The organism is Aquimarina mycalae (genome assembly GCF_029906345.1).
Taxonomy (GTDB): Bacteria; Bacteroidota; Bacteroidia; order Flavobacteriales; family Flavobacteriaceae; genus Aquimarina.
The window spans coordinates 174167-195721 of sequence record NZ_JARYGY010000007.1; the positions used below are offsets into that span (position 1 = coordinate 174167).

The following is a 21555-nucleotide window of genomic DNA, read 5'->3' on the forward strand; positions in this document are numbered from 1 at the left end:
ATCTACATGATTTTTTTTAAAAAACAGTTACTTTTATATCATATCCTTTTTTTCGTATTTCTTTCTTCAATAGCCTCAAATATTGATGCACAAGAATCAAATTTTAATATACCCGATAGTCTAATACATAAAACACCAGAAGAACTGGTGGATTTGATTAAGTCTTCTGATGCTTCAGACAGAGAGTTTTATGAAAAAATGTTAGAAGGTTTTCATAAGAATGATTCAGTTAGTGCCAAGCTATATCTTCGATTGGGATTTTTTTTTTACCGAAAAGAAGATTTTAAAAGAAGTATTAAATATTCAAATAAAGTTCATGAAATAGGAGAGGAGCAAGATAATAAATACCTGTTATTTTGGAGCTATATATTAAATGGAGCTACATTTCTTAGAGAAGGAAAACATCAGAATTCATTTGACAATTATCACAAAGCAGAAAGAATTGCACAAAAAGAAGAAAATCTAGAAAATTTGATAATAGCAAATTCAGGCCTTGTACTGGTATTACATAAAATGAATCGATTAGATAAAGCTTTAGAAATTTCAAAAGAAATGCTGCAGTCTATTGATAAAACCTCTTTTAAAAACGGGATCGATCATGTTGCAATACTTACCAATGTCAATGAGGTATACTTAGATAAGAAACAATATGACTCTGTATTATATTATGCGAATAAAGGCATTAATATGAGCAAATCGCTTGACTATAAAGAAGGTCTTGTAGATTTATATATTAAAAAAGGGATTGTCTATTATTACAAAAAAGACTTTAATCTGGCTTTTGATAACTTAGAGAGAGCTAAAGATCTTTTGGAGGGTTATGAAATTGATAATGAGTTATTTCCAAAGGTGAAAGCCAATTATTATAAAGCAGCTTGTTATTATGAACAAGAACAATATGATAGAGCAATTTTTTATTTATGTCAAACAATGGGTTTCATAAAGGTAAATGATTTAAGTAAACTACCCGTAATCCAATCACATCTGTTATTGGCCAATTGTTATTTTAAAAAGAAAGATTACGAGGAAGCTCATTATTGGGAAAGTATATATGTGAAATTAAATAGTAAGTATCAAGAAGATAAAGACAAGACAGTAGATACAATTTATGAAAGAGAAACGGAGAAATTTGAGGAAGAAATAACACAATTGAAAAGTAAAGAAAGCGTCGTAAGCTATTTGTTAATCACTTCGGTTACAATTTCTTTGGGGTTACTACTTATAGGATATAGGTATTATAAAAAGCAACAATCTAATAAAATAGTGTTCTTAGAATTACTTGAAAAAGTTAAGCTTTTAGAATTAGAAAAATATAAAAAAGAAACAAAAAAGAGTAGTACAGCAATTGTAATTGATGATGATAAAATCAATGAGGTGCTTAAAGGTTTGGATAAGTTAGAGCGTCAAGAATATTTTTTAAAATCTGAATGTAATTTAAGAACAACTGCAAAAAAGGTAAAAACTAATTCAACTTATTTAACTAAAATTATTCATATTCATAAGGGTAAGAATTTTAATGATTACCTGACCGATTTAAGGATTGAGTATGCGTTACAGCGATTAAAAAATGATAAAAAATTCAGAGCGTTTTCTGTCAAATCTATTGCTGCAGAAGTAGGGTATAAAAGTGATGATGCTTTTGCAAAACGTTTTAAAGCAAAAACAGGCTTAAACCCATCGTATTATATCAAGAATATAGAAAAGCTACAATAAGAAAAATAAGATTACTAAAAGTATATAAAAAACAACCCGTTTTTGTCTAATAAAGGGTAGGTGTATTGTGATTAGTGCTCCAGAAAAAATATATTTCAATAAGAATATATATGGGGGATTCTGAAAACCCATAAAAGAGTAAGAAGTATAAACTAAATTATATTGTTTATGAAGCAACAACAAAAAAACAAATTCAGCTTAAAAAAACTAACTATTGCTAGAATCAATGTAAATGCTATGAACCACATCAAAGGTGGAAGCAGCTTACCTTCAGGCACTAGGCATACAAATGATAAACCTTGTCTAGCGGATGATTGATTAACTAGAAATTATAGAATAAAAACCTTGAATATTTAACAAGGTATTTTTACAACCCTGTTTTAGATAAAACAGGGTTGTTTTGTTTTTTATCAACTTATTTCCAATCTACTTTAGTATCAAAATCAAAGAAGTGTCGACAACTGATTTTTGATAAGGGGTAACCGAAAACCTTTGTATAGAGTAGGTGTATTTTTAAAAACTATATAATGAAAAAATCATTAAAAAATTTAGAGCTTAACAAACAAAAAATAAGCAATTTAAGTCTTAATAAGGTGAAAGGTGGAAATCTAGCAACGGGTTACCTATGCGGTAATACTGCTAGAACAGGCACAAATGGAGTGCCTGTATGTATGAGACACTAATAATGTAACAAACATTCCCTGAGGTTTTTACTTCGGGGATTTTGTTTTTTAATTGTACCTCAGAGTATGTAAGATTGCATTTTCATTTCAACTAAAAAAACAGTTGAGAAAGAATCAGTACATTTGGAATCTATACTACACGTCCAATAGAATGATTTTTTCTACAACAAAAGGTTTATCATTATATCTACTTCTTCTTATATCAATTGTTACGCTAACGATTTCAAAAGTGCAAGCTCAGGAAACTAGCCTTGGTGTACCAGATAGTCTACAAAATAAAACTCCAGAAGAGCTTACTAAGTATGTAAAAAATGCAAATATGGGTGAAGCATTTTTTTACGAAAATATCATTCAACATAAGTATAGTAGTAAGATAAATGTCCCATTATATCTAGAGTTAGGAAGGCGCTTTTATTTTGAAGGCAACTATAAGAAATGCCATAAATACCTCAATATCGTAATTGAAGAAGCCAGGCAATCAAAAAATAATGAAGCTGTATGTGTAGCCTCCTTAATAAAGGCTAACGCATTTATGTTAGACGGAGAGCAGCAAAAAGCATTTGAGCTTTATAATTTGGCACTGGATATCTCAAAAAAACAGGGTGATCTAAACCGTGAAATAATAGCGAATTCAGGCTTAATGGTAGTTTTAAGCAACATGAATCAATTAGATAAAGCTATAGAAGTTTCCCGAAATATAATAGAAGACGTAAAAAGATCATCATATAAAAACAAGAAAAACCATGTAAGGTTGTTAAGCACTATTAATGAAGTGTTTTTGACAGCAGAGCAATATGATTCTGTACTGTACTATGCTAATGAAGGAATTAGAATTGGTGATTCTTTAGGTTTTAAAGAAGGAATAACAGATTTATATGTTAAAAGAGGAACAGCTTTTTATTATAAAGGAAACTGCACTAAATCCCAAGAGGAGTTATTTAAGGCTAAGGAACTTTTAAACCAAAATGAACTGAAGAGTGATTTTCATCAAAAAGTAAATACAAATTATTTTTTAGCACGCTGTGATTATGATAAAGGATTATACGATAAGGCAATACTTCATTTGCAAACTACAGTAAACACTTTAAAAGAGGAAGACTTTAACAAACTACCCGTTATTCAGTCTTATTTGTTGTTAGCTAATTGTTATGGAAAAAAAGAAAATTTTAAAGAAGAATCGTATTGGCTAAACCAATACAGACTTTTAAAAGAAAAGTATCAAAAAAATAAAGATAAAACTGTAAATAAAATTTTTGAAAGAGAAGCTAAAATCTTAAAAAAAGAGAGGGATGAAGTTACCAGAGAAAAAATTAAGGAACAAAGAACCAAAAATTATTTATTGGTAGGGATACTTATTATTTCTTTAGCACTGGCTATTGTTGTTTTCAGATATATTAAGAGACAAAAATCAAATAGAATATTATTTAATGAATTAGTTGAAAAGATAGATAATTTAGAAACTCAAGAAAAAGACCTGAATTTAGCATCCAATGAAAAAAGTAAAGAAATTATTATAGATGATGATACTGTGGTGGATATCCTAAAAAGGTTAGATAAATTAGAACAACAAGAATATTTTTTACGATCGGATTGTAATCTAAGATCTATTGCCAAAAGGATAAAAACTAATGCTACTTATTTATCGAAAATTATCAATACACATAAAGCAAAAAATTTTAATGACTACATTAATGATCTTAGGATTGAATATGCATTAAAGCGACTAAAAAACGATAGGAAATTTAGATCTTTTTCTGTTAAATCCATTGCTACAGAAATAGGATATAAAAGTGATTACTCTTTTGCTAAACATTTTAAGGCCAAAACGGGTCTAAATCCTTCGTATTATATTAAAAACATTGGAGTGGTAGAGGAAAAAAAGATATAAAAATCTGCTTAAATAACACCCCTAATTTAAACAAAATAGGGTTTGTTCTTTAGAATAACATTATGATAAGAATTATATTTCCAAAGAAATACAATTGTAAAACAGGTGTAATTCTGAAAAACCATAAAAGAGTAAGAACGAATTAAATTATGTATTGATGAAAAACAAGAATAACAAACAGATCAACTTAAAAAAACTAACCATAGCAAGGATTAATCAAAATTCGATGCGTAAGATTAAAGGAGGAAGTACTCAGTTTACAGACCCTAATTTTATACAAACTATAAGACCACATCTTTGTGATAATACAATACCTTAGGATTTATTTTTGATATATAATTAGCCCTGTTTTTACAGGGCTTTTTTTATACCCTATTTTGTTTAATCTAAGGAGATCTTGTTTTTTGATTTGTGTTTTACGCGCTACTTTGGCTTCAAAATCAAAGCATTGTTAACAACCGATTTTGATAAGGGAATACCGAAAACCTTGTAACAGAGTAGGTAGTATTTTTTAAAATTAATATCATGAAAAAATCATTGAAAAATTTAGAACTTAAAAAACAAACGATTAGTAGATTAGAGCAAAATACGGTTAGAGGTGGAGGAGGTCCTTTTCAATCACAGTTTGCTTATTGTGAATCCATTGTACAGGCAAATACACAAATACCTTGTCACATTAAATAAGATTATAGGTTTATGGAAAAGATCTTTCACAAGGACGAAAGATCTTTTCTTTTTTTATAAATCGTTGTTTTTGATACATTCACTTATAAATGAAATGAGCAAGCTCATATTTGCTTAAAACGTATAGATGACCCCTAAGCCACTCTGTATATATCAAGAAGGTATTTAATTCCTTAATTAATGAATGGAATCATTACATTTGAGTAGTTAATTTATACGCTCGTAATGTTTTCTAATGTTAGTTTTTTTTCTTTAGTTATTGTTTTTTTAGAAATCCTACCTATTTGTATTAATAACGGATCTAGTGCTCAACAGGCAGTTCCAGATGATCTACAAAATAAAACTTTAGAAGAATTAGTAGAACATATTAAAAGTTCCTCTTCAGAAGAAACCAGCATATATGAAGAAGTACTTTTGATATATCCCGATATAGATATAAACATCGCTAAAAAGTATTATGAATTAGGTCATTTTTTTTATAACAAGGAAGCTTATAAGAAAAGTAAAGAATACTTGGATAGAACTATTTTAATATCCAAAAAATTAAATAAGGATACCTTATTGAGTAAGGCATATAGTCTAAAAGGACATGTCTATCTCCGTGAAGGAGATAATCAAAATGCTTTAGAATCATATTATTCTGCTATTGAGATTTCAAAAAGAACAAAGGATATTGATCGAGAATTAATAACTAAATCAGGCCTTATTGTAGTCTTAACAAGAATGAATCAGTTAGATAAAGGGCTAGAAGTATCTAGGTATATGCTAAAAAACATTGATAAATCATCATTTGTAAATAAAATAAACCATGTGCGGATTTATACTACGATTAACGAAGTTTATCTAGGAAAAGAGATGTATGATTCGGTATTTTATTATGCAAATGAAGGAATACGGATGAGTAAATCATTGGATTTTAAAGAAGGACTCCTAGATTCGTATATAAAAAAAGGAATGGTTTTTTATTATAAAAAGAGCTATGATCAGGCACTATCTTATTTATTAAAATCAGAACATATTTTAGATACTGGTGCTGTCAAAAACAAGTTTTTTCCAATGGTTAATACCTGTTATTTTATTTCGAGCAGCTATTATCAACAAAAAAAATATGATAAAGCAATTGCCTATGCACGTAAAATTATTGATCAATTAGAAAATAAAAACACAAACAAAGTCCCAGTTATTCAATTACACCTGTTATTGGCAAATTGCTATAGAGCAAAAAAAGACTATAAGCAGGCTTTATTTTGGAATGATGAGTATGTAAGATTGAATAAATATTATCAAAAAAACAAAGACAAAACGGTAAATAGAATCTATCAAAATGAAGCTGATACCATGGAAACGGAAATTAGCACTTTGAAGAAACAAATTAAAAAGGAGGATATAATCAAGAATACTGTAGGGATTGTACTTGGTTTATTACTAATGATAGTTGTCTTTGTATACTTTAAAAAGCAAAAAACAAATAAGATAATATTTAATGATTTAATCAACAAAATAGATGAATTAGAGTCTAAAGAAATTGTTCAGAAAGTAGCTGCTAAAATGATTAATATAGATGATCAAAAAGTAAATGATGTTCTTAAAAGGCTGGAAAAGTTGGAGAAACAAGAATATTTTCTAAAATCTGAATGCAATTTAAGATCCGTTGCAAAAAAAGTAAAAACTAATTCCACATATCTAACTAAAATTATTCATATTCATAAAGACAAAAATTTTAATGACTACCTAACAGATTTAAGAATTGAGTATGTGCTTAAGCGATTGAAAGATGATAAGAAATTCAGATCGTTTTCGATAAAGTCAATTGCAAAAGAGATTGGGTATAAAAGTGACAACTCATTTAATAAACATTTTAAAGCAAAAACAGGACTTAATCCGTCCTATTATGTGAAAAATATAGAGAAATTAGAAACAATCTCGTAATGGATTATTTACAGTAAAATAAGAAGCGCAAATTAGATGATTTGCGGTGTGTAAATTATGATTAAAAACCTATAAATATTATATTTCATTAAAGGATATTATGATATCCCAGAAGTAATTTTAAAATATATATCTCGCATTTAATTATTTATGAAACACAAGCAAATAAACAAAATCAGTCTTAGAAAGCTTACTATAGCTAGAATAACGGTATCAGAAATGACTAAGGTTAAAGGAGGTAGCAGTTCTCCCACAGAAGAATATTATGATTCTCATATAAAGTGTACTGATGGTAACAGTCCATAGTTTAAATCAATAATCATTTGTAGAAAGAAGTCAAAAAATTATACGTTTGATTTTAGCACCGCAGTTTGTCTAAACTGCGGTGTTTTTGTTTTTATGCATCTAAGTTCTATCCTACTTTAGTCTTGTTAATATTTAACAAGGGCAAACCGAAAACCTTAAAAAGAGTAGGTGTATTTTTAAATTAATATCATGAAAAAATCATTAAAAAAATTGGAGCTTAACAAACAGACGATTAGCAATTTTAACCTTCGTAAAGTAAGAGGCGGTAGTGACACTGTTATTGGTTGTTATGGAGGTAATGTTTCTGTTAATGTTTGTGGAAACTCCGTACCAGTAGCACAAGGAGGAATAGGATGTCACGCTAAATAATTAACAGAGAAAAAATTTATGAAGTTATAATTTTTTAGAATGTTCAATGGTTCTAAAATGTATGATCGCATAAATTTCAATTTCCCTAAGATCTGATCTTAGGGAAATTTTAGTTTTTTGATGACCCAAAGAGATAAATAATTTAATTTTTATAAGCATTATAATTGCAGCATTCATTCCTAATCTATAATAGGGCTTATCAAGTTTTTTTATTACCCTATTTTGTCTAATCTAAGGAAGCGTAACTTTTATCCTTTATAACTACTATCTACATTAGTATCAGAATCTAAATGTTGTTAGCAATTGATTTTGATAAAGGGTACACCGAAAACCTTGTAATAGAGTAGGTATTATTTTAAAATTAATATCATGAAAAAATCATTAAAAAACTTAGAGCTTAAAAAACAAACGATAAGCAGATTAGAACAAAACTCTGTAAAAGGAGGTGGATTTCTTTCTTTTGTTTTCTGCCCTTCCAGGAGACCACAGGATAGTTGTTATCCTCCAGGAGGACAATGCTTATAGTATTAGAAAAGTGAAATGCTTTAGATTTATGCTAGTTCTGTTGTGTATTCTATGGTAATTCATCAGTTTTGTTTAACAAGTTTATTCATGACTATTTTTGAAGCTGTCTAGAGATAGACAGCTTTGATATATTCTTATAAAAAATATGACTAAAGAAGATCGCTTATTAAAGAAATTAGAGCAAATTAATTTGCAACTAAGTACCCATTATCAAAACAATGAGCATGTAGGAGTGCTTTCGGGAATTTCAGGAATATCTTTATTTCATTTCTATTATTCCAGGTATATGGAAAATGAACAGGTTGCGGATATCGGAGTCGATATGATATCTGAAACAATACAACGAATTAATGATGGATATTCTTTTCCAACTTTTTGTACTGGTATTGCTGGAGCAGGATGGGTATTAGAATTATTGAGTGAAGAGGAGTTTATTGATATAGATAACGATGATCTTTTATCTTCTTTAGATGAGTATCTTTTTAAAGCTACAAAAATAGATGTAACGAATGAATATTATGATTTTTTACACGGAGCTATTGGTAATGGATATTACTTTTTAAAAAGGTACCAAAATACAAAATCTGATGAGCTAAAGAATACATACAAAGAATATCTGATGTTCTTGATTTCTGCGTTAAAAAAATCTTCTAAAAAGGATAACCGGGGAATATGGTGGGATTATGAACTAAATAAAAAAGAGGAAATTATTGGAGCAAATCTAAGTTTGTCACATGGAATGGCAAGTATTATTAATTTTTTATGTAGGTTGTATTATTTCAATGACTTTAGAGCAGCTGTTGAAGAATTGCTACAAGGTTCAATAGATTTTATTGTACATAACAAATATGAGATTGAGGAGAATTCCTGTCTATTTCCTAGTTGGGTATATACAGGAATGAACGAATATGTAGGCAATAGATTAGCTTGGTGTTACGGAGATTTAGGATTAGGGATCTCATTATGGAGAGCAGGAGTAACCTTAAAAAATAATGAATACCAGAAACTGGCGATTCAAACTTTAAAACATGCCGCAAAAAGAAAAGATCCTGAAGAAGCAAGAATAAAGGATGCTGGATTATGTCATGGAGTATTCGGGATAATTAGGATTTTTAATTATATGTTTAAAGAAACTAAAGAAGAGATATTTAAAGAAACAGCAGATTTTTGGATGGATGAAGCGCTAAAAATGGATATTCATGAAAATGGACATGCTGGATATATGCAATGGAGAGGAGATCTACAAGAATGGAATAATGAAATTAATCTATTGGAAGGAACCGCAGGAATAGGTTTGTCTATAATATCTTATTTAAGACCAGAGTTAACCAAATGGGACGAATGTTTAATGATAAGCTAATAGCAAAGTAGAAAAGAACTATGAATTATAAGAATTTTCCAAAGTATGTGTTACGTACTCCATTGTTTCCTTTCTCTTTCTATAAAAAACTTACTCAGAATACGACACTTGAAGAAGAAGAGCTGAAAAAAGTGTGCTCTGATGATATTATAAAAGAGGCGATTTTTTTAGCATCTCCGTCACTATACCAAGAATTTGAGAAATGGCTAAAAGGACATATTAAAGAAAAGGCAGCATCAGAACGCATCATGCATGCAGTATTAAAGTATATAAGTAGAATGTCTTCGCGTTGTACACCGTTTGGTCTTTTTGCAGGAACCACAGTTGGTAAGTTTTCTGATAAAACACATATAGAGCTTTTAGATAAATCCAAAAACAAACGTCATACACGTTTAGATATGAACTATCTGGTAGCATTATCTCAAGATATTGTAAAGGATAAAGTAATAAGGGATCAACTATTGTTTTATCCTAATACCAGTATTTATAAAGCAGGAAAACAACTTAGATACGTAGAATATACGTACGTAAAAAGTAGAAGAGTACATCACATTGTTGCTGTAGAAGATTCCGAATATTTGCAAAAAATAATTAGCAATGCAGTAAAAGGATCTTTGCTTAGCGATTTAGCAGTTTTATTGGTAGATGATGATATCACTATAGAAGATGCAAGTGGTTTTATAGATCAATTAGTTGAGAGTCAATTATTAATTAGTGAACTCGAACCTTCGGTTTCTGGGCCAGAGTTTTTAGATCAGTTATTACCAGTGCTAAAAAAACTGTCTGGTACCGAACGTTTTATTTCAGAACTAGAAAATACTTCAAATACTCTTACCCATATTGATGAGAATATCGGAAATGCAGCATTAGAATACGTTACACTAAGCGAATCATTAAAAAAGTTAGAAACTGATTTTGAGCTAAAATTTATGTTTCAAACAGATATGACTTTATTGCATAAAAGCAATACAATTAGTAATGAAACAATAAGAAAAGTAAAAAAAGGGCTGTCATTACTCAATAAGTTGACTTTGTCGCCAAAGGAAACCTTAATTTCTAGATTTGGAATGGCGTTACATGAGCGATATGAAAACAGGGAAATTTCCCTATCCAAGGCGCTGGATGTAGAACTGGGAATTGGATTTTTGCAAAATACAGATTCTGGTGATGTAAGTGAACTTGTAGATGATCTAATCTTACCATATAAAGAAGAAAAAGCAGCAGCTAGAGATGTAAAATGGTCTCCAATTCATTCAATTCTTCATAAAAAATTAATTGAATGTATAAAAGAGCAGCAGAAGGTTCTTATAATAGATGATAAGGATTTTGAGGACTTTGAAGAAAATTGGGAAGATTTACCAGATACCATTTCGAGTATGGTAGAATTGGTAAATATCGATGGCTCTGAAAAAATAGTAATGTCTAGCTGTGGAGGTTCTAGTGCTGCAAACTTATTAGGACGATTTTGTCATGGAGATCAGGAGTTAGATGCTTATACTAAGGAGATTATTGATTTAGAGGAGATAATGAATCCTGATAAGGTTCTTGCAGAAATTGTACATCTTCCAGAATCACGTGTTGGAAATATTCTTATGAGACCTGCTTTTAGAAAATACGAAATACCATATTTGGCAAAGTCAATTTTAAACAATGAAAATCAATTGCTATTGGATGATTTGATTATCTCTGCAGATCATTCAGGAAAAGTTACTTTAAGATCTAAAAAACATAATAAAAATGTTGTACCGCATTTAACTAATGCACATAATTTTTCGGCCAATGCCTTACCAATTTATCAGTTTTTAGCCAATATGCAAACACAAAATCTGCGAGGAGGAATAAGTTTTGATTGGGGCCCTTTTGCAGGAGAATATGAGTTTTTACCAAGAGTAGAATATAAGGATGTTATAGTATCCAGTGCCACATGGAATGTCTCAGTGTCTGAAGTAGATATGCTGGTAAAAAACATGAGTGACGAAGATTCATTTAGTAATCAGCTGCAAAAATTTGTAACAGATAAAAACCTACCACAATTTGTACTTCTTGTAGACGGTGATAATGAGTTGTTGATTAATACTAAAAACAATACCTCGATGAAAATGCTATTAACAACTGTAAAAAAGAGAGATCGATTTATACTTTCAGAATTTTTGCATGCTGATGGTGAAATAGTAAAAAGAGGAGAAGATGTATATACAAATCAGGTAGTTATGTCATTTTTTAACGAGAAAAAAATAAAAAACACACAGAATTAATGGATGATGTACAAAGATCTTTTATCGTAGGTAGTGAATGGCTATACTATAAAATCTATACTGGACCCAAAACATCAGATCTGGTTTTAACTGAAATTATTAAACCTGTCGCTTCATCTTTATTAGAAAATAATAATATTGATCAATGGTTTTTTATCCGATATAATGACCCAAAACATCATATTCGTGTTAGATTTCATTATAATTCTCCAGAGAATGTTGCTAAGATTATTAATTCGTTATCTGGTCCACTGAAAAAGTTTGTTGATGAAGATTTAATCTGGAAAATACAGTTGGACACCTATCAAAGAGAGCTAGAAAGATATGGTCTAAAAACTATGAAACAATCTGAAGAGCTTTTTTTTCACGAGAGTATTATGATTACTGATTTTTTGGACTTGATTGATGGCGATGAAGGAGAAGAATTAAGATGGTTATTTGGTGTAAGAGCAATAGATCAAATGCTTAGTGATTTTGACTATGATGAAGATCAAAAACTAGTGTTGATGGAAAGATTGAAAACAGGTTTCGGAGTTGAGTTTGGGATGAATAAAAATCTCAAAAAGCAAATGGATAAGAAATTCAGAAATGAACATGAAAAAATAAAAAGTTTTTTAAGTTTCAAAAGAGAAAACAACCCAGATTACGCACCTATTTTGGATGTTTTGGAAACAAAAAATAAAAATAGTGCTCCTATAATTAAGGATGTCTTATCTGTAGTAAATACATCCCAGTTAGATGATCTTATGGGCAGCTATATTCATATGCTTATGAATAGATTATTTAGATCTAAAAACCGTTTACATGAAATGGTAATCTATGATTTATTATATCGAACATACAAAGTAGCATGGGGAATTAGAAAGTTCAAAAAAACCTAAAACATTTTATAAAAATTTGATAAACAGGGTTTTGTAGTGATGTCAAGTACTAAGATCTTAGCACCCTATTTTGGATTAAATAGGGTGCTTTCTGTTGTTTTGAACCTAAGTTGTTGTTTTCTTTGATTGTATAATTACTAAAACAATATCAAATGAAAAATTATGTAAAAAGTATTTTGTTACTAATCTCAATGATGTCATTTACTATAAGTTGTACCACAGAGAACATTGATGAAATTAGTCAGATTGAAGATAAATCTACAGATGAAGGTACAGGTAAAGGAGAAACAGAAGGTTCGGGAACGTATAAAGGAGAAACTGATGGAACAGGTAAATCCAGTGATGAAGGAACTGGACGTAGAGGTGAATCTGAAGGAACAGGAGCTCATAAAGGAGAAACCGATGGAACGGGTAAATCCAGTGATGAAGGTACAGGAAGAAAAGCAAATGGAGAAGGAGGGTCAAATTAACAGAAAAGGAAGTTATGAAATAGCGTATAGATCGGGTTTAAAAAGCGGAATCTATATGGTAGAAATCTTGATAAATGAAAAAAGACAAATGAAGAAATTAGTAGTTGAGTGACCCGAAGTTCTTTAGATTATTAAAGTTCAATAAAACATACTAAAACCATAACGTTAATAGACTGGGATTTCATCGTATTTTGTCGTAAATTTCAGTCTATCTCTTTAACAATGGGAATTACAAGAAGAAAATTTGTAAAAGACACTTCAATAGGAATGATGCTTATTGCACTTCATCCCGAAACTTATTTCCCCTATAATGCCGTCAGTACATATGATAATTCTCAAACAGATTTAATACACAACATTCGTTTACTCACAAGCACTCCGATTATAGAGATGAAAGAATTTTATATAAATAAATTGGGATTATCTGTACAATCAGAGAAAGATAATAAAGAGATCACTTTTATAGCAGGCAGATCTACTATAACTTTTATTAAAATAGATAATACTTTAGGTGATCCGTGGTATCATTTTGCGTTTAATATTCCTGAAAATAAAATTCTAAAGGCTAGAGCATGGCAGCTGAAACGCTCTGAGCTTATACCAACCCCTAAAAGATTAAGAGATCCTAAATTCCCTGATGATATAAGGCATTTTAGAAATTGGAATGCACACTCTGTTTTCTTTTTAGATCCTGCAGGTAATGTCTTAGAATATATAGCCAGACATAATTTAAAAAATGGTGACGAAGGAGATTTTTCTTCTAAGGATATCCTTAATATTAGCGAAATTGGCTTTGTAGTAGATGACCAAGAAAAAGAAGCACAAGAACTTCATTATAATCTGGGATTAGAAGTGTATCCCAGAAATAGCAATTTTTGGTGGTCTATGGGAAATGAAAATGGGTTGTTATTATGTCTTCCGAAGAGAATTTGGGGAGAAAATACAGATAACCCAAGAAGGTTTAATGTTTATGCAACCGAAGCCACTATTGTAGGAAGAACAGATAAAGAATATAGATTTTCGAACTTTCCGTATTGTGTAAATGTGATTAAAAATGAAATGTAGAATCGTTCTTGTTAAAACATGTTTTTTATTTGTTTTTTGTTTTTCCATAGTAATTATGACCTCTTGTAAGAGAGAAACTACGGCTACAACAATAATATCTGATGCTTTACAAGCTCATGGAGGCATAGAAAGGTGGAATAATACCGAAGAACTTTCTTATTTGAAAACTACCATATTGTATGATAGTTTAGGGAATATCGAAACGAAAATAGTTCAAAAACATAAAAATATATTCGGCTCTGAATTTGAAGCGCAAATACAATGGACGGAAGACACGATCAATAAAAAAGTAGTATTAAAAAATGATAAAGTTTCGGTTTATTTTAATGATGTACCTCAAACTGATCCCAAGCTCCAAGAAAAATATTATAAAGCTATTATCGCTGCTAACTATGTGATCTGGCAGCCATATAAGTTATTGGATAAAGATGTTATGCTTTCATATCAAGGAGAAGACACAATAGATGATAAAAAAGTGGATGTAGTGAAAGCCGAATACTTTAATGATGATGGATCACCTGCAAATACGTGGTGGTACTATTTTGATCAAAAAACAAATAGGTTAGTTGGTAATATGGTGCATCACGGTACCACATACAGTTATATTAAAAATCTGCAATACGAAAATCAAACAGGACTCTTTCTTAATGCTGAACGCAAAAGCTATATGACGGATAGTTTAAGAAATACAAAGTTCTTAAGAGCGCATTACTTTTATGAAGCATGGGAACGAAAATAATTTGATGTCTTGTTAAGAATTGGATTTTACCTTTAAAGCATCCGTTGGTTTTGGAACGAAATGCCCTTTTCCACCAGCTCTATCATCATCAAAGGTTACAGGTATATCATTATTAATGCTTCTTTCATCCCAAGTAAGGTGTTGAGTGCCATCATCTTTTTTGACCATAGTAATACAATCTTCTACAGGACAAACCAAAGAGCATAAATTACAACCAACACAGTTTTCTTCAATAATACTTGGGATTCTATTGGTGCGATCATCAGATAAAGCTATTGCTTGATGTGCTCCATCATCACAAGAAATATAACATAATTCGCATCCAATGCATTTGGTAGGATTGATTTCTGCAACTACTTTATGTTTCAGGTTTAAATGCTTCCATTCAGTAACATTCGGTAATGCTTTACCAGCAAAATCATAAATTGTTTTATAATTTCTTTCTTCCATAAATTGCCGTAATCCAGCTTCCATTTCACGTACAATTCCAAAACCGTAATGCATAACAGCAGTACATACCTGTACAGAAGTTGCACCAAGTAATATAAATTCTACAACATCTCGCCAAGTTTCAATACCTCCAATACCAGAAATAGGAACCTTACCAATTTCAGGATGTTGAGCCAAATCTTTAACCATATGCATAGCTATAGGTTTTACAGCAGGTCCACAATATCCTCCATTAGTACCTTTACCATCTACCTCAGGAAGTGGAGCGTATGTGTCCAAATCAATTCCGACAATACTTTTTACGGTGTTTATTAATGAAATGGAATCTGTTCCTCCTTGCACAGCAGCTAATCCAGGATCCGTAATATGAGAAATATTAGGAGATAGTTTAGTAATGACTGGAGTTTTTGCAGCGTCTTTAACCCACTCTACGATGGTTTTTAAAACTTCAGGTTCCTGACCAACGGCAGAACCCATTCCGCGTTCGCACATTCCATGAGGACATCCAAAATTAAGCTCAATTCCATCGGCTCCTGCGTTTTCAACATCTTTTATTATTTGTTCCCATTCTGCCCTACTTTCTACCATTAACGAGGCAATTACTGCATGATCAGGGAAGTACTTTTTGACCTCTTCAATTTCTCGAAGATTATCAGCCAAAGGTCGATCAGTGATCAGTTCAATGTTATTGAATCCCATCATTCTAGTGTTTCTATAATTAACAGAACCGTATCGGCTAGATACATTAACTACAGGAACACCTAGGGTTTTCCATACAGCGCCTCCCCAACCTGCTTCAAAAGCTTTCATGATTTGATACCCAGAATTTGTTGGTGGAGCAGAAGCCAACCAAAATGGATTAGGCGCTTTGATGCCTGCAAAATTTATTGATAAATCGATCATGTCTTTTTGTATCTGAATTAATTATGTAACCATTGATGTATTCCTTTTGCAGCCATTTTTCCGTCATAAGCAGCATTGACAACTTCTGCGCCACCATTAATGGCATCACCACCAGCAAAATATTTGGGATTTGTAGTTTGAAATGTTGTTTTATTTACTTGTATTCTTGTTTTACTATCTACTTCCAAATGATCGATGAGGTCATATAAACTTCCTAGTTTTGCTTGCCCCGTAGCTTTGATCACCATATCACAATGAATTACAAATTCACTACCCTCTATAGTTTGTATTCGACCGTTTATGGATTGTGTTTTTGCAAATTTCACACCTTCCACTTTGTCATTACCCAATATTTCAATAGGTGTTGTATGAAACAAACTTTTTACACCAGCACTAATTGCCAGGTCATACTCAAAAGCATAAGCGCCCATTTCTTCTTTAGATCTTCTATACGCTAAAACCGTTTTTTTTGCGCCCATTCTGGCCGATTCTGAAGCTGCATCCATAGCAGTATTTCCTCCTCCTATAACTACTACTTTATCGGGTACTGTTATCTTATGATGTTTAAGACGTAGCTCTTCTATGAATTCTACTGCACCAATAACATTTTCTTTATCTTCACCTTCTAAATGCAGTGTGGCAGTTTTTCCTAAACCAACGCCTAAGAAAACTGCATCATACTCAGACTCCAAAGCTTTCAATTGTTTTTTAGAAGTAATTTCATTGTTATATTTTATGTTGAATCCAAGTTGATTTTGTAAGTAATCTATCTCTTTTAAAACTTCTTCGTTGGTAATCTTATAAGGAGCAACACCGTGAACTGTTAGTCCAGAAGGTTGTTCTTTAGCTTCCAGAATATCAACATCATATCCTAAGGTCCTTAACTCACATGCGCAAGCGATTCCTGCAGGTCCAGCTCCAATGATAACAATTCTTTTACCGTTGGATACTCCAGCTTTAAAAATCGTTTTTCTGGAATCAATAATACTATTGGTCGCATAATTTTGTAATCTTCCGATCTGGATAGGAGGGACATCTTGATGATTATACACACAAGCACCTTCACATAACACGCCAGTAGGGCAAACGACTCCACAGGCATTTCCTAGCCAATTGGAATCAAATATAGTTTTTGCAGAACCAGTTACATTATCAGTATGTATTTGCTTGATAAATAATGGGATATCGATATGGGTTGGACAAGCTTGTATACAAGGAGCATCATAACAGAACAAACATCTGGAGCTTTCATAATAAGCTTCAGTATCATTCATTAATGGTTTTTTCTGCTTGAAATTCTTTTCAAATTCCGCTTCAGATTCTGGTCTTTTATATTCTGCCATATAATGATTTGTTATGCGTTATTAAAGAAGGGTTTAACTGTTGTACAAATTACTTATATCAGAGTTCAGTCAATTTATCATAAGTTTCTGGCCTTCTGTCTCTATAAAATTGCCAAGTCGATCGCACTTCATCAATTAAGTCTAGATCAAATTCTGAAACCAATAATTCATCATCATCACGAGATGCTTCGGCAAATATTTGTCCTCGTGGATCGACGAAATAAGATTGTCCATAGAATTTACCTAGATTCCATGGTTTTTCTTCTCCAACTCTATTGATACAACCCATAAAATATCCGTTAGCTGCTGCGTGAGCGGGTTGTTCTAATTTCCATAAATATTCACTTAATCCAGCTACTGTTGCTGAAGGATTATAAACAATCTCTGCTCCATTTAATCCTAATACTCTCGCTCCATCAGGAAAATGACGATCATAACAGATATAGACACCTACTTTTGCATATTTAGTTTGAAAAACGGGATACCCCATATTTCCTGGTTTAAAAAAGAACTTTTCCCAGAAACCTGTGGTATGTGGGATATGATTTTTTCTATACTTCCCTAAATAGGTGCCATCTGCATCAATTACTGCAGCAGTGTTATAAAATATGCCTGCTTGTTCTTTTTCATAGATCGGAACAATAATTACCATATTGTATTTTTTGGCGAACACCTGCATTTTTTCGGTAGTTGGCCCAGGAACGGGTTCAGCAGAGGCATACCATTTTTTATCTTGGCCAGGACAGAAATATGGAGTGTTGAATATTTCTTGTAGACATAGGATTTGAACACCTTGTTTTCCAGCTTCCTCAATATATGGAATATGTTTATCATACATGGCTTGCATAATTTCCTTAATGCTGCCTTCTCCTTCCGTCATAGGAAGACTCATTTGTATCAATCCTGATTTTACTGTTCTTGGCATAGTTTAAAACATTTAAGAGTAGTTTAATTAAGAGTTACAAGTTGTTTAGAACGGTACTCAAATTACTTTAGAGGTTTTACCTCTTCTAATAAATTTTCCAAAACCTGGTTGTAATTTACAGGTCTCATTTTCGATAGCGATTTGCCCTCGTAGAATCACAGTTTCGGTTTTTCCGATTACTTTCTGCCCTTCGTATGCAGAGTAGTCACAATTCATATGGTGTGTTTTTACCGAAATAGTATGTTCTTTTGTAGGATCAAATATTACAATATCTGCATCACTACCGACAGCAATAGTACCTTTTTGAGGGTACATCCCAAAAATCTTTGCTGCATTGGTAGCACTAACTTCTACAAATTTTGTAAGTGATATTTTACCTGCATGTACACCTTCAGAATATAATAATTCTATACGATGTTCAATCGCAGGATGGCCATTTGGAATTTTAGAGAAGTCATCTTTTCCCATATTCTTTTGTTCCCACATAAACGGGCAATGATCAGTTCCGACCACTTGAACTAATCCTTGATTGATTCCAGACCATAGAGCTTCCTGATCCTTTTTTTCTCGTAACGGAGGACTCATTACCCATTTTGCACCTTCAAAATCTTTTTCATACAAAGACGCGTCCAATACAAGATACTGGGTACAGGTTTCTACAAATACTTTTTGATTGCGCTGTGTAGCCTTTCGAACCGCATTTAATGCACCTTCGCAGGTCATATGTACAATATAACCAGGACAATCCGTATAATGAAGCATGTCTGCAAATCTAGCAGATGCTTCGGCTTCGGTTACTTCAGGCTGAGATAGATAATGATACAATGGAGATAAATTACCTTCTGCTCGATTTTTAGCAATTAATGAATCGATCATATCGCCATTCGTAGCATGTACAGTGACCAAGCCTCCATGTTTTTTTACTACTTTCATGAGTTGTACCATCTGTCCATCATCAATCATCAAAGCTCCTTTATATGCCATGAACGTTTTAAAAGATGATATCCCTTCATCTTCTATCATCTGTACAACTTCTTTTGCAGTAGTATCATTAAAATCAGTAACTGCCATATGGTAAGAATAATCACCTATCGCTTTTCCTATTGATTTTTGTTGCCAAGTTTTTAAGGCATTATGTAAAGTATCTCCTTGAGTTTGTAGAATAAAATCGATTACCATTGTAGTACCTCCATGTAGAGCTGCCCTGGTTCCTGTTTCATAATCATCGCTTGAATAGGTTCCCATAAAAGGCATATCTAGATGCACATGAGGATCAATTCCTCCAGGAAACACTAATTTATCAGAAGCATCAATAATTTTATCAGCTTTATATGGTAAATTTTGACCTATTGCTACTATTTTTTCTCCTTCTACATAGAGATCCGCTAGATATGTTTCTGCGGCAGTTACAATGCGTCCGTTTTTTATTAGAATCGACATGTCTTTGTTTGTGTGAATTTTACATGTATTGGATTTTGAATCCAAAAACTTCTTTGACGCCTATGAATAACAAGTTTAAGAGCGTCTATTTTCTAAATTTACAATTTTTTTCAATCAATATTACCTGTATGTGGCTCATTTTCTGGTTTTTGTTTTGTTGTAGCTAAACTTACTACTACACCAACTAGTATAGCTAGAATGAATGAAGGGCCTAATTCGCCAAGTTCATCAAAATAAACACCTATAGTATCTAATGAAGTCATCCCAAATTTAAAAAAAGGCACAGATAGAAAACCAGTTATCATGGAGGCAATAGCTCCTTTTTCTGAAAATTTATTCCAAAAAACAGAAAGAATGATTGTAGGGCAAAATGTTGCTGCGATACCAGACCATCCGAAAATAACGAACCAAAAAATAGTTCTACCAGGAGTCGTAATTGCTACTATCATCGCAATTATAAGCGCAAATACTGCTAAAACAAAAGTGATTATTCTTGAAATATTAGCGAGTTGTTTTTCGGATTTGTTAGGTTTAAAAATTTGTTGATAGAAATCTCTGGAAATAGCACTGGATGCTACAACCAAAAGAGAATCAATTGTAGACATGATTGCAGATAAGACAGCTGCAATGTATACACCGATTAAGGTGAGCGGCATGATTCTTTCTACTAGCATGGGTAATACATTTTGCGCTCCATTTCCTAAAATTTCTTCAGGATTAGCATCTAATGAAGTCAGGAGATATCTTCCGAATATCCCGATTAAAACGGCACATGAATCCGTTAGTATAGTAAATACGATGGCTACCCAGCGTCCTTTTTTAATTTCAGAAACATCCTTAATAGACATAAAACGAACAAATAATTGGGGTGATCCCATAAAACCCAATCCAATACATGCAAATCCTAAAATGGTAAAGAAATTGAGCATTGTAAATCCGCCATCTCCCCAAATGTTTAGAAAAGAAGGATCCAGTTTTGTCAACTCATTAGAAATGGAAATTTCTGAACTAATGGAATAATAGGCAACAATTGGTAATGCTACTAAACCAAGTAGCATAATTAACCCTTGGAAAAGATCAGACCAAGCAACGGCAACAAACCCTCCAGAAAAAATGTAGGCTAAGACAATCAGAAAACCAACAACGGCTCCTGTAAAATAATTCCATCCCAGGAATGACTCGAATGCAGAACCAGTTGCATCGATTTGTGCACTCACATAAATAACAACAAATAAAGAAAGTGCTGTTGCTGCTACAATTCGTAAGGTATGTGTTGAGGATTTAAATCGGCTTACCAAATAATCAGGAATAGTTATAGAATTGTATTTGTCTGACAACACCTTAAATTTTTCAGCCATAAAAAACCATGAAACGGCAACGCCCAGAACTTCACCCAAAACCACCCAAAAAGCAGAAACACCAACCATTGCGCCTAATCCTGTAAGCCCTAATAATAACCATGCAGATTCTCCAGTGGCTCTGGCAGAAAATGCCACAACCCAAAACCCCAGTTTTTTTCCTCCTACATAGTAATCTTTGGTTGTTTTTATTCTTTTGGAGGCAAAATACCCAATCATGAAAAGGATCGAGAAGTAAAGAAATAGTATGGTATATTTTGTAATCAAAA

Annotated in this window: 21 protein-coding genes; 16 read left to right on the forward strand and 5 right to left on the reverse strand. The window is 32.0% G+C overall.

Annotated elements, in window-relative coordinates; all coding sequences use genetic code 11:
- Positions 1 to 6: 6 nt before the first annotated feature.
- The 16 genes from QBK95_RS17240 (at position 7) to QBK95_RS17315 (ending at position 14867) form a co-directional block, all read left to right on the forward strand.
- Positions 7 to 1713, forward strand: coding sequence for a helix-turn-helix domain-containing protein (locus tag QBK95_RS17240; RefSeq protein ID WP_280935797.1), 1707 nt, complete (start codon positions 7 to 9; stop codon positions 1711 to 1713).
- A 168-nt stretch (positions 1714 to 1881) separates the two neighbouring features.
- Positions 1882 to 2031 carry a class I lanthipeptide gene (locus QBK95_RS17245; RefSeq protein ID WP_280935798.1) on the forward strand — a complete coding sequence of 50 codons (150 nt, stop codon included), beginning with the start codon at positions 1882 to 1884 and terminating at the stop codon, positions 2029 to 2031.
- Between the two features lie 209 nt (positions 2032 to 2240).
- The gene (locus tag QBK95_RS17250) at positions 2241 to 2396 is read left to right on the forward strand and encodes a hypothetical protein (RefSeq protein ID WP_280935799.1); all 156 of its coding nucleotides are present in this window, start codon (positions 2241 to 2243) and stop codon (positions 2394 to 2396) included.
- A gap of 151 nt (positions 2397 to 2547) precedes the next feature.
- Positions 2548 to 4284 carry a response regulator transcription factor gene (locus QBK95_RS17255; RefSeq protein ID WP_280935800.1) on the forward strand — a complete coding sequence of 579 codons (1737 nt, stop codon included), beginning with the start codon at positions 2548 to 2550 and terminating at the stop codon, positions 4282 to 4284.
- Between the two features lie 157 nt (positions 4285 to 4441).
- Positions 4442 to 4603 (forward strand): hypothetical protein, encoded by a 162-nt coding sequence (locus QBK95_RS17260; RefSeq protein ID WP_280935801.1) that lies wholly within the window; start codon positions 4442 to 4444, stop codon positions 4601 to 4603.
- A gap of 206 nt (positions 4604 to 4809) precedes the next feature.
- Positions 4810 to 4968 carry a hypothetical protein gene (locus tag QBK95_RS17265; RefSeq protein ID WP_280935802.1) on the forward strand — a complete coding sequence of 53 codons (159 nt, stop codon included), beginning with the start codon at positions 4810 to 4812 and terminating at the stop codon, positions 4966 to 4968.
- A gap of 225 nt (positions 4969 to 5193) precedes the next feature.
- Positions 5194 to 6897, forward strand: coding sequence for an AraC family transcriptional regulator (locus tag QBK95_RS17270; protein ID WP_280935803.1), 1704 nt, complete (start codon positions 5194 to 5196; stop codon positions 6895 to 6897).
- Between the two features lie 150 nt (positions 6898 to 7047).
- Positions 7048 to 7203, forward strand: a complete 156-nt coding sequence (locus QBK95_RS17275; protein WP_280935804.1) for a class I lanthipeptide — start codon at positions 7048 to 7050, stop codon at positions 7201 to 7203.
- Between the two features lie 189 nt (positions 7204 to 7392).
- Entirely contained in the window at positions 7393 to 7572 is a 180-nt protein-coding gene (locus QBK95_RS17280; protein ID WP_280935805.1) for a hypothetical protein, read from the forward strand.
- A gap of 369 nt (positions 7573 to 7941) precedes the next feature.
- Positions 7942 to 8097, forward strand: a complete 156-nt coding sequence (locus QBK95_RS17285; RefSeq protein ID WP_280935806.1) for a hypothetical protein — start codon at positions 7942 to 7944, stop codon at positions 8095 to 8097.
- A gap of 145 nt (positions 8098 to 8242) precedes the next feature.
- Positions 8243 to 9457 carry a lanthionine synthetase C family protein gene (locus QBK95_RS17290; protein WP_280935807.1) on the forward strand — a complete coding sequence of 405 codons (1215 nt, stop codon included), beginning with the start codon at positions 8243 to 8245 and terminating at the stop codon, positions 9455 to 9457.
- Positions 9458 to 9477: 20 nt separating this feature from the next.
- The gene (locus tag QBK95_RS17295; protein WP_280935808.1) at positions 9478 to 11712 is read left to right on the forward strand and encodes a lantibiotic dehydratase family protein; all 2235 of its coding nucleotides are present in this window, start codon (positions 9478 to 9480) and stop codon (positions 11710 to 11712) included.
- Positions 11712 to 12593 (forward strand): thiopeptide-type bacteriocin biosynthesis protein, encoded by an 882-nt coding sequence (locus QBK95_RS17300; protein WP_280935809.1) that lies wholly within the window; start codon positions 11712 to 11714, stop codon positions 12591 to 12593. Before QBK95_RS17295 ends, QBK95_RS17300 begins: the two co-directional genes overlap by 1 nt.
- Positions 12594 to 12745: 152 nt before the next feature.
- A complete protein-coding gene (locus tag QBK95_RS17305; protein WP_280935810.1) occupies positions 12746 to 13063 on the forward strand; it encodes a hypothetical protein in 318 nt (105 codons plus the stop codon).
- A gap of 222 nt (positions 13064 to 13285) precedes the next feature.
- Entirely contained in the window at positions 13286 to 14128 is an 843-nt protein-coding gene (locus tag QBK95_RS17310) for a VOC family protein (protein WP_280935811.1), read from the forward strand.
- 55 nt (positions 14129 to 14183) lie between these two features.
- A complete protein-coding gene (locus tag QBK95_RS17315) occupies positions 14184 to 14867 on the forward strand; it encodes a DUF6503 family protein (protein ID WP_280935812.1) in 684 nt (227 codons plus the stop codon).
- A 12-nt stretch (positions 14868 to 14879) separates the two neighbouring features.
- On the opposite strand, the gene preA is transcribed toward QBK95_RS17315, so the two are convergent.
- The 5 genes from preA to QBK95_RS17340 form a co-directional block, all read right to left on the reverse strand.
- Positions 14880 to 16220, reverse strand: coding sequence for an NAD-dependent dihydropyrimidine dehydrogenase subunit PreA (gene preA / locus QBK95_RS17320; protein WP_280935813.1), 1341 nt, complete (start codon positions 16218 to 16220; stop codon positions 14880 to 14882).
- Between the two features lie 17 nt (positions 16221 to 16237).
- Positions 16238 to 17563, reverse strand: a complete 1326-nt coding sequence (locus tag QBK95_RS17325; RefSeq protein WP_280935814.1) for an NAD(P)-dependent oxidoreductase — start codon at positions 17561 to 17563, stop codon at positions 16238 to 16240.
- Positions 17564 to 17621: 58 nt separating this feature from the next.
- The gene (locus tag QBK95_RS17330) at positions 17622 to 18488 is read right to left on the reverse strand and encodes a nitrilase-related carbon-nitrogen hydrolase (protein WP_280935815.1); all 867 of its coding nucleotides are present in this window, start codon (positions 18486 to 18488) and stop codon (positions 17622 to 17624) included.
- A gap of 57 nt (positions 18489 to 18545) precedes the next feature.
- On the reverse strand, positions 18546 to 19928 hold the full coding sequence (gene hydA, locus QBK95_RS17335) for a dihydropyrimidinase (protein ID WP_280935816.1): 1383 nt from the start codon (positions 19926 to 19928) through the stop codon (positions 18546 to 18548).
- A gap of 110 nt (positions 19929 to 20038) precedes the next feature.
- Positions 20039 to 21553 (reverse strand): sodium/proline symporter, encoded by a 1515-nt coding sequence (locus QBK95_RS17340; protein WP_280935817.1) that lies wholly within the window; start codon positions 21551 to 21553, stop codon positions 20039 to 20041.
- Positions 21554 to 21555: the final 2 nt, after the last annotated feature.

What these genes read in the sequence shown, in the direction of transcription:
- QBK95_RS17240 (WP_280935797.1), top strand. Translation starts at nt 7, where the DNA reads ATGATTTTTTTTAAAAAACAGTTACTTTTATATCATATCCTTTTTTTC.
- QBK95_RS17245 (WP_280935798.1), top strand. Translation starts at nt 1,882, where the DNA reads ATGAAGCAACAACAAAAAAACAAATTCAGCTTAAAAAAACTAACTATT.
- QBK95_RS17250 (WP_280935799.1), top strand. Translation starts at nt 2,241, where the DNA reads ATGAAAAAATCATTAAAAAATTTAGAGCTTAACAAACAAAAAATAAGC.
- QBK95_RS17255 (WP_280935800.1), top strand. Translation starts at nt 2,548, where the DNA reads ATGATTTTTTCTACAACAAAAGGTTTATCATTATATCTACTTCTTCTT.
- QBK95_RS17260 (WP_280935801.1), top strand. Translation starts at nt 4,442, where the DNA reads ATGAAAAACAAGAATAACAAACAGATCAACTTAAAAAAACTAACCATA.
- QBK95_RS17265 (WP_280935802.1), top strand. Translation starts at nt 4,810, where the DNA reads ATGAAAAAATCATTGAAAAATTTAGAACTTAAAAAACAAACGATTAGT.
- QBK95_RS17270 (WP_280935803.1), top strand. Translation starts at nt 5,194, where the DNA reads ATGTTTTCTAATGTTAGTTTTTTTTCTTTAGTTATTGTTTTTTTAGAA.
- QBK95_RS17275 (WP_280935804.1), top strand. Translation starts at nt 7,048, where the DNA reads ATGAAACACAAGCAAATAAACAAAATCAGTCTTAGAAAGCTTACTATA.
- QBK95_RS17280 (WP_280935805.1), top strand. Translation starts at nt 7,393, where the DNA reads ATGAAAAAATCATTAAAAAAATTGGAGCTTAACAAACAGACGATTAGC.
- QBK95_RS17285 (WP_280935806.1), top strand. Translation starts at nt 7,942, where the DNA reads ATGAAAAAATCATTAAAAAACTTAGAGCTTAAAAAACAAACGATAAGC.
- QBK95_RS17290 (WP_280935807.1), top strand. Translation starts at nt 8,243, where the DNA reads ATGACTAAAGAAGATCGCTTATTAAAGAAATTAGAGCAAATTAATTTG.
- QBK95_RS17295 (WP_280935808.1), top strand. Translation starts at nt 9,478, where the DNA reads ATGAATTATAAGAATTTTCCAAAGTATGTGTTACGTACTCCATTGTTT.
- QBK95_RS17300 (WP_280935809.1), top strand. Translation starts at nt 11,712, where the DNA reads ATGGATGATGTACAAAGATCTTTTATCGTAGGTAGTGAATGGCTATAC.
- QBK95_RS17305 (WP_280935810.1), top strand. Translation starts at nt 12,746, where the DNA reads ATGAAAAATTATGTAAAAAGTATTTTGTTACTAATCTCAATGATGTCA.
- QBK95_RS17310 (WP_280935811.1), top strand. Translation starts at nt 13,286, where the DNA reads ATGGGAATTACAAGAAGAAAATTTGTAAAAGACACTTCAATAGGAATG.
- QBK95_RS17315 (WP_280935812.1), top strand. Translation starts at nt 14,184, where the DNA reads ATGACCTCTTGTAAGAGAGAAACTACGGCTACAACAATAATATCTGAT.
- preA (WP_280935813.1), bottom strand. Translation starts at nt 16,220, where the DNA reads ATGATCGATTTATCAATAAATTTTGCAGGCATCAAAGCGCCTAATCCA.
- QBK95_RS17325 (WP_280935814.1), bottom strand. Translation starts at nt 17,563, where the DNA reads ATGGCAGAATATAAAAGACCAGAATCTGAAGCGGAATTTGAAAAGAAT.
- QBK95_RS17330 (WP_280935815.1), bottom strand. Translation starts at nt 18,488, where the DNA reads ATGCCAAGAACAGTAAAATCAGGATTGATACAAATGAGTCTTCCTATG.
- hydA (WP_280935816.1), bottom strand. Translation starts at nt 19,928, where the DNA reads ATGTCGATTCTAATAAAAAACGGACGCATTGTAACTGCCGCAGAAACA.